We start from the raw sequence: 5,766 nt of genomic DNA, 5'->3' as shown, positions 1-5,766 counted from the left end.
TTATTATACGCTATTTCTCGTCAAAAATCAACCATTTGTTGTGACAGAGCCTTAATCTTCTTTTTCATTGGTAATTTAAATCGAGTTAGATATTTTAAATAAGTTTTTTGATCCCAATTCGAATAAACACGACTTAAAATTTTTCCTATAAAATTAGGAGTAAACTCCTCATTATAGTGTGTTTGATCAAATATAACAGCAATGTCTTTTTTTATATTAATTTCATCAGTTTTAAAGTCTAAACCAAATATTTTTAAATCATCATATGAAGATTTAATAATTCCAAGTATCGAACTAATCAATGTAGATTTTCCCGCACCATTTTCACCAATTAGCCCTACAATGCTTCCTTTGGGGATATCCAAAGTAATACCGTTTAAAGAGAAGTCTCCATACTTTTTATTTAAATTTTTAATTTCAATTACATTTTCCATAATCAATTCTCCTCGTATATTAAATGAAGTAGTTTTTCTAATTCATTTTCTGTTATCCCACTTTGTTTAGCTATCAGACAAACATCTTGCAATTGTTTTTCGACTCTTCGAAGATTTTCTTCACGAATAAAATCCTTGTTTTGTTCTGAAACAAAAGCACCTTTCGCAGGAATCACATGAATGAATCCATCTTTTGATAATTCATCATAAGCTCTTTGTGTTGTAATAATACTAACGTGTAAATCCTTAGCCAACTTTCGCATAGAAGGCAGTGAATCATTAACCTTAAGTTCTCCATTCATAATCATTTCCTTGATTTGAACAACAATTTGTTCATAAATCGGTCTTGAACTAGAACTACTTAATATAATTTCCATAGTTTCACCTCGTAATTTTATATACTGTATATATTTTACATATACAGTATATACCCGCTTATCAATACTGTCAATATATATTATATACAGTTAAGAATAAAAAAAGATTCAGGGTAATATAAACTGAATCTTCTTTACATTAAATAGATTTTAAAACATATTTATGTATCAAGTAATTAATCAATACACATACCGTACAGCCAATCCCTCTAGCAATCCATACATTCATCGAAGTTTGCTCAAAAAAGTGCATAAAAATATTACCGATTGCAATAGAGAAAAATAAAACTATAACCCATTTTAAATCTGTTAATAAGCTTTGCTTATTCATATGTACCTCCATTTACATTAATTGGATGAAATGAAAACAAAGATAAGAAGAACAACCACAAATACTAAGATATAAATAGAAATCTTCAACAAACGATTCGCCTTCATAATTTCTTCTTCAACGTTCGTTACCTTTTCAACAAGAAAAGACTCTTGTGAATGACCTACAAGTGAATCCAGGCTTACATGCAGTGCATTAGCTAAAGCAATCAATTGATAAGCATCCGGTGTTGTTAAATTACATTCCCAGTTAGAAATCGTTTGTCGTGTTACACCAATCTCATCCCCTAGTTTTTCTTGTGATAATCTTAAACTTTTTCTAAATGTTAAGATATTCTTCCCTAAATCCATTTTCTCACTTCTTTCATCATCATTCATTATATTAATCTAGCCCTCAAAATTCTACCAAAGGCCTTTGGAATATTGTCAAAGTCTTTTAACAATTTTAATTCAAGCTCATTTCACCAAAAAAATCGTCATCTTTTACAAGTTTGGGTGTGGTCGTTAGTCTATTTAACAAAAAATTAGCAGAAAATAAAAAGTCCTGTTCATTAATTCCATATAACGTAAACAAAGCGTTTATCTTATAGCTGATATAAATAATTTCGGATTTCATCATCTAAAAAGATACGGTAATGCTTCAAAAAGCGTAACTATACCACCAGATAAAAAAAGAATTCCCAAAAACACTATAACAATAAAACTTAATTTAATCTTTTTTTGAAAAATAAATACAGCTGGATGTTTCGGATCTACATAAATTGGATAAGTTTCTCCTTCTCTCATCTTTTTTATTAACTGTTTATAAGAAATATTTTGAGCTGTTTGTTCTTTATATATGCGACCTTGATATGTGTACTCAAATACTGGAGCTTGCGTAGACACAGCATTACCTCCATAGTAAGTATTATATCCACAGTAGACACCATTTATTTTTTCTTTACATCTTACAAGTGCATACACATCATTTATAAGCATAAAAATAAAAATTAAACCAAAGACAATACAAGCTAAGGGAAATAGTAATAATTTACCGAATGAAACAAAGATAGTTAAGACAGAAATTATTCCAAATCCGACAAAAGAAAAGATCATAATAAAACTAATAAATGGTACATCTTTATATCTTTTATTTTTTACAATTACAAAAGTAATAAAACCAAATAAAATCATTAGTATGTGAACTAAGGTTGTCATAGTTTCAATTCCTCTCCTAAAACATAATTGATTATTTATAATTATCTTTTATAATAATCAAACTCTTCTAAATAATTTACATTCTCTTTAATCCATGAATTACCAACAACTGTTTTATTCATTTTCAAGGATACATTCATTTCATTTGTCACAATAATCATACTATTTTCAAGTAAGAGACCCTTTTTAACCTCAATTTTTTTAATATCCTTTCCACTTTAATAAAAAACAATCTAAAATATAAAAATTTCCATCAACAGGAAAATTGTAGATACCTTTCTCATTAAATCCAAATAAATATGAAGTTTCTTTTTCAGGGGCTATTAGCGTAACCGGAGCTACAGGTAAAACCCACTTTACTTTATAAGTGCTATGTCCTGGAAGAACATTATTTTTATAGTTAAAATTCCACTTTTTTAATTCTCTTTTAACATTTTCGAAATAAAGCATATATATAGTTAGCTTTCAAATTAAAATTTATCTGTAATAAAATATAATTATCTTTATCTTCTTGCCAAATATGTGAATAATCCTCTAACAAGTGCATTTTCATTCTCCTTTAAAAGTTTGGATTTATCTTAATAAACTGGAATTTTATTCTTTGTCGTTCAAAAGTTTATTTACTCTTTCAACTGGAAATCTGTCTTCAATGTCAATTATTTCAAATAAATTTAGGGGTAATTCTTTCTCTCCAATCAGAGTAAGATATTCATTAATAGCTCTGCGGTCAATCATAATTTTCCCATGACCGTCCCAATGACGATTGCTCTCTCTCTTTTTCAAACCAGAAATCCAATATTCATCGCCGTTTTCAATATCTACATAGTTAGAATAACCACCATTATATTTTTGAAAAGCATGGTCATTAAAGTAAATGGTTTTCTTGGTTTGTGAAGTTTTCACATATCCAATCCATGCTGGACCATCATCAGAATATCCTGTTTTTAGTTCAATATACATTAAATCTTTAATCATTTATATCACTCCTAAATTCTAATTTTTCTATGTCATTAAAATTAAGTAAACTTCAATTTTATTCATGAACACTATAGTATTCTAAGCCTAAAAGGCTCTTACGAATGCATACTCGACGACTGTCACCAATATTAGTTTTTAAATACTGACTTTTAGATACATTAAACTCTTTTTCTTCACCACGCCAAGAAGCAATTAGTTGATAATCTGTTAAGCTATTGCCTGTATCAACATCCTTATCTGTAATAACAATTGTTTCATGCTCTGATTTTCCAAATGTTAATAAGAAATTGACAGGAAATGTAATGGTAAATGAGAACACCAAAACTGCAAAAATAACTGATAATTTACGACCAAATCGTTGTGGTACTTTTGTGTATAAAGATTTAATGATAAAAGGAATTGAAAAGATAACTGTTAAAATTAATGTTATTTTTAAATAGTCGATAAAATCATAGTCAAAAATATTTGTTGTAGCTAGATTTAAAAGTAAAGCAATCGAAGCTCCAAGAAATGGCATTTGAAGCATGATATCTTCACCTTTTTTCGTCTTAGTTTCAATATAAATATACGGATAATACCATAGGTATACTGCATATGATCCAAGGATGACAAGAATGTACAATACCATCATCATCTTTCCACCAATGAAAAAACCAATGACATCAAGTGCTATAAAAACAAATCCTAGAATACGCAATATTTTCTTAGACTTGTTAAGATCAAATCCACATTTATTAGAAGAAATACTTTCTATCGTTTTAGTCTCTTCTACAATCGAATGATAATAATTACGTTCTATAGCATTAAATGTACGAACATATTTTGATACATCTTTTTTCTTTTCTAACAACTCTTCAAAATCCACAATATTTACTTCATGCTCTACTAAAACATCAAAAAGAATTTCTAAATTTCCAAAAGCATAATCTAATGTTACAAGTCGATTATAGTCTCGATCTATCAATGCCATTTGTGTTCTATTTGCTAGTGGTATCAATAATAAACATCTAATATCTGTATAACGCACCTCAACTGACTGCTTTAGTACATAATTAAAAGTAAGTGTGTTTTTATCTATGACTATCGTTTGCTTTTTACATGCTAGTAAAAGTGCACCACCTAAAAACACAAAAGGCAGAAAACAAAGTGCTGCAATATAATAACCTGATATAAGTGTTACTAAACATATTAGTCCAAATACCACAGTTGTTATCATCCCTAATATTTTTACAAACTTTGAACATCCTATTACCTGTTTTTCCATAATCATCCCAACTTTCTTAATATTTAATTCTATTTTAGTACACTGATTAATGCATAAATTGCACTTGCAACTAAAAGAGTACCAATTATTATTGTCATAACCATTTTTATTCTATTTTGGCTATCAGTTTTCACACTCTTGATAATCCATATAGGTCCAATCAAAAACACTAAAACTGCATAAATAACTAAAATTATATCCATTGCTATTACTCCTTAATTTAAATCAATTTATTCTATAATGTCCGACGATATCATTTCGATACTCCAATATATCTTCTTCATAATATATTTGGTATGGACTAGCATGATGAATAACAAAACTTACACCATCTTTATTCCGATAATCCGATACGATACCAATATGATTTTCAAATATGACAATATCTCCGCCTCGCCATTCTTCAATTCGGTGAATATCGGTTGTTAATGATTGTGCGTTATATTTGAAATAAATATTCAAATTTTGCGCCCTTCTAAAATCGATATTTTTGTCAATAATATCTATATCATAATCTTCTTTATGATTTTGGACATGTTGATTAACCAACTCCATTAAATCATAGCCAGCATCTTTTAGTCCAAAAGCTACTACATCACTACACACTCCAAAATGATCATTGGGATAACCTGTTCCGTAATATTTACTTTTATATTTAGGCTTGCTACTAACATACGCTTTTACATTATTCAAAATATCTGTTTGATCATCGATGCCATCATCATCTTCATCATGTAAACTCTTATAGGTTGTGATATTAAAATCGCTATTTGAATATTTTTGATGTGGGATGTAATTGAAAAAATATAACACATAAACCACAAACAACAGAACAATAGCTGATATAAAAATTAAACCTACTTTATACTTATTTTTCATTGATAATAACACCACCTTTAAATCAATGATTAGTTATATAATAATGTAAAAAACCCATCAAAAGTATTAGCGATAAAATAAACATTGTTCTCATCATCTGATGAACTTAGACTATAAGAATCATAATAATAAACTCCGTCATTTGACCCATCACAAACTAAAACAAAGAAACCATGTTGGATACTATCCCCAATAATAACAGTACTTTCAAATAAATCATCAATATAAGCATTCATCCAGTATTCTATATTTTGGTACTACGTCAAGAAAAAGGACTCATAAAATAGATAAATTTTAAATTCTAATG

The 5,766-nt window shown here is 28.4% G+C and carries 11 protein-coding genes; all 11 read right to left on the bottom strand.

Annotation, left to right across the window (positions count from 1 at the left end):
- Nucleotides 1-20: 20 nt before the first annotated feature.
- Nucleotides 21-434: an ATP-binding cassette domain-containing protein gene (locus tag KTQ83_RS11195; protein WP_217285045.1), complete on the bottom strand. Its 414-nt coding sequence runs from the start codon at nt 432-434 to the stop codon at nt 21-23.
- Between the two features lie 2 nt (nt 435-436).
- Nucleotides 437-811, bottom strand: coding sequence for a GntR family transcriptional regulator (locus KTQ83_RS11190; RefSeq protein WP_217256805.1), 375 nt, complete (start codon nt 809-811; stop codon nt 437-439).
- A 139-nt stretch (nt 812-950) separates the two neighbouring features.
- Nucleotides 951-1,142, bottom strand: a complete 192-nt coding sequence (locus tag KTQ83_RS11185; protein ID WP_217256804.1) for a hypothetical protein — start codon at nt 1,140-1,142, stop codon at nt 951-953.
- A gap of 17 nt (nt 1,143-1,159) precedes the next feature.
- Complete coding sequence (locus KTQ83_RS11180) at nt 1,160-1,519, bottom strand: helix-turn-helix domain-containing protein (RefSeq protein ID WP_186999360.1); 360 nt, start codon at nt 1,517-1,519, stop codon at nt 1,160-1,162.
- A gap of 237 nt (nt 1,520-1,756) precedes the next feature.
- Entirely contained in the window at nt 1,757-2,338 is a 582-nt protein-coding gene (locus KTQ83_RS11175; protein WP_217256803.1) for a DUF3592 domain-containing protein, read from the bottom strand.
- 201 nt (nt 2,339-2,539) lie between these two features.
- Nucleotides 2,540-2,788 carry a hypothetical protein gene (locus tag KTQ83_RS11170; protein WP_217256802.1) on the bottom strand — a complete coding sequence of 83 codons (249 nt, stop codon included), beginning with the start codon at nt 2,786-2,788 and terminating at the stop codon, nt 2,540-2,542.
- Between the two features lie 144 nt (nt 2,789-2,932).
- Nucleotides 2,933-3,313 (bottom strand): mannose-1-phosphate guanylyltransferase, encoded by a 381-nt coding sequence (locus tag KTQ83_RS11165; protein ID WP_217256801.1) that lies wholly within the window; start codon nt 3,311-3,313, stop codon nt 2,933-2,935.
- Nucleotides 3,314-3,371: 58 nt separating this feature from the next.
- Nucleotides 3,372-4,580 (bottom strand): hypothetical protein, encoded by a 1,209-nt coding sequence (locus KTQ83_RS11160; protein ID WP_217256800.1) that lies wholly within the window; start codon nt 4,578-4,580, stop codon nt 3,372-3,374.
- Nucleotides 4,581-4,609: 29 nt separating this feature from the next.
- Entirely contained in the window at nt 4,610-4,783 is a 174-nt protein-coding gene (locus KTQ83_RS11155; protein ID WP_186999355.1) for a hypothetical protein, read from the bottom strand.
- A 22-nt stretch (nt 4,784-4,805) separates the two neighbouring features.
- The gene (locus KTQ83_RS11150) at nt 4,806-5,459 is read right to left on the bottom strand and encodes a DUF1287 domain-containing protein (RefSeq protein ID WP_217256799.1); all 654 of its coding nucleotides are present in this window, start codon (nt 5,457-5,459) and stop codon (nt 4,806-4,808) included.
- A 29-nt stretch (nt 5,460-5,488) separates the two neighbouring features.
- Nucleotides 5,489-5,695, bottom strand: a complete 207-nt coding sequence (locus tag KTQ83_RS11145; RefSeq protein WP_217256798.1) for a hypothetical protein — start codon at nt 5,693-5,695, stop codon at nt 5,489-5,491.
- Between the last annotated feature and the right edge of the window lie 71 nt (nt 5,696-5,766).

It is taken from the genome of Holdemanella porci (assembly GCF_019052655.1).
In the GTDB taxonomy this organism is placed as follows: Bacteria; Bacillota_I; Bacilli_A; order Erysipelotrichales; family Erysipelotrichaceae; genus Holdemanella; species Holdemanella hominis.
The sequence above is the reverse complement of the archived record's forward strand: the minus strand, read 5'-3'. Positions and strand labels throughout refer to the sequence as shown.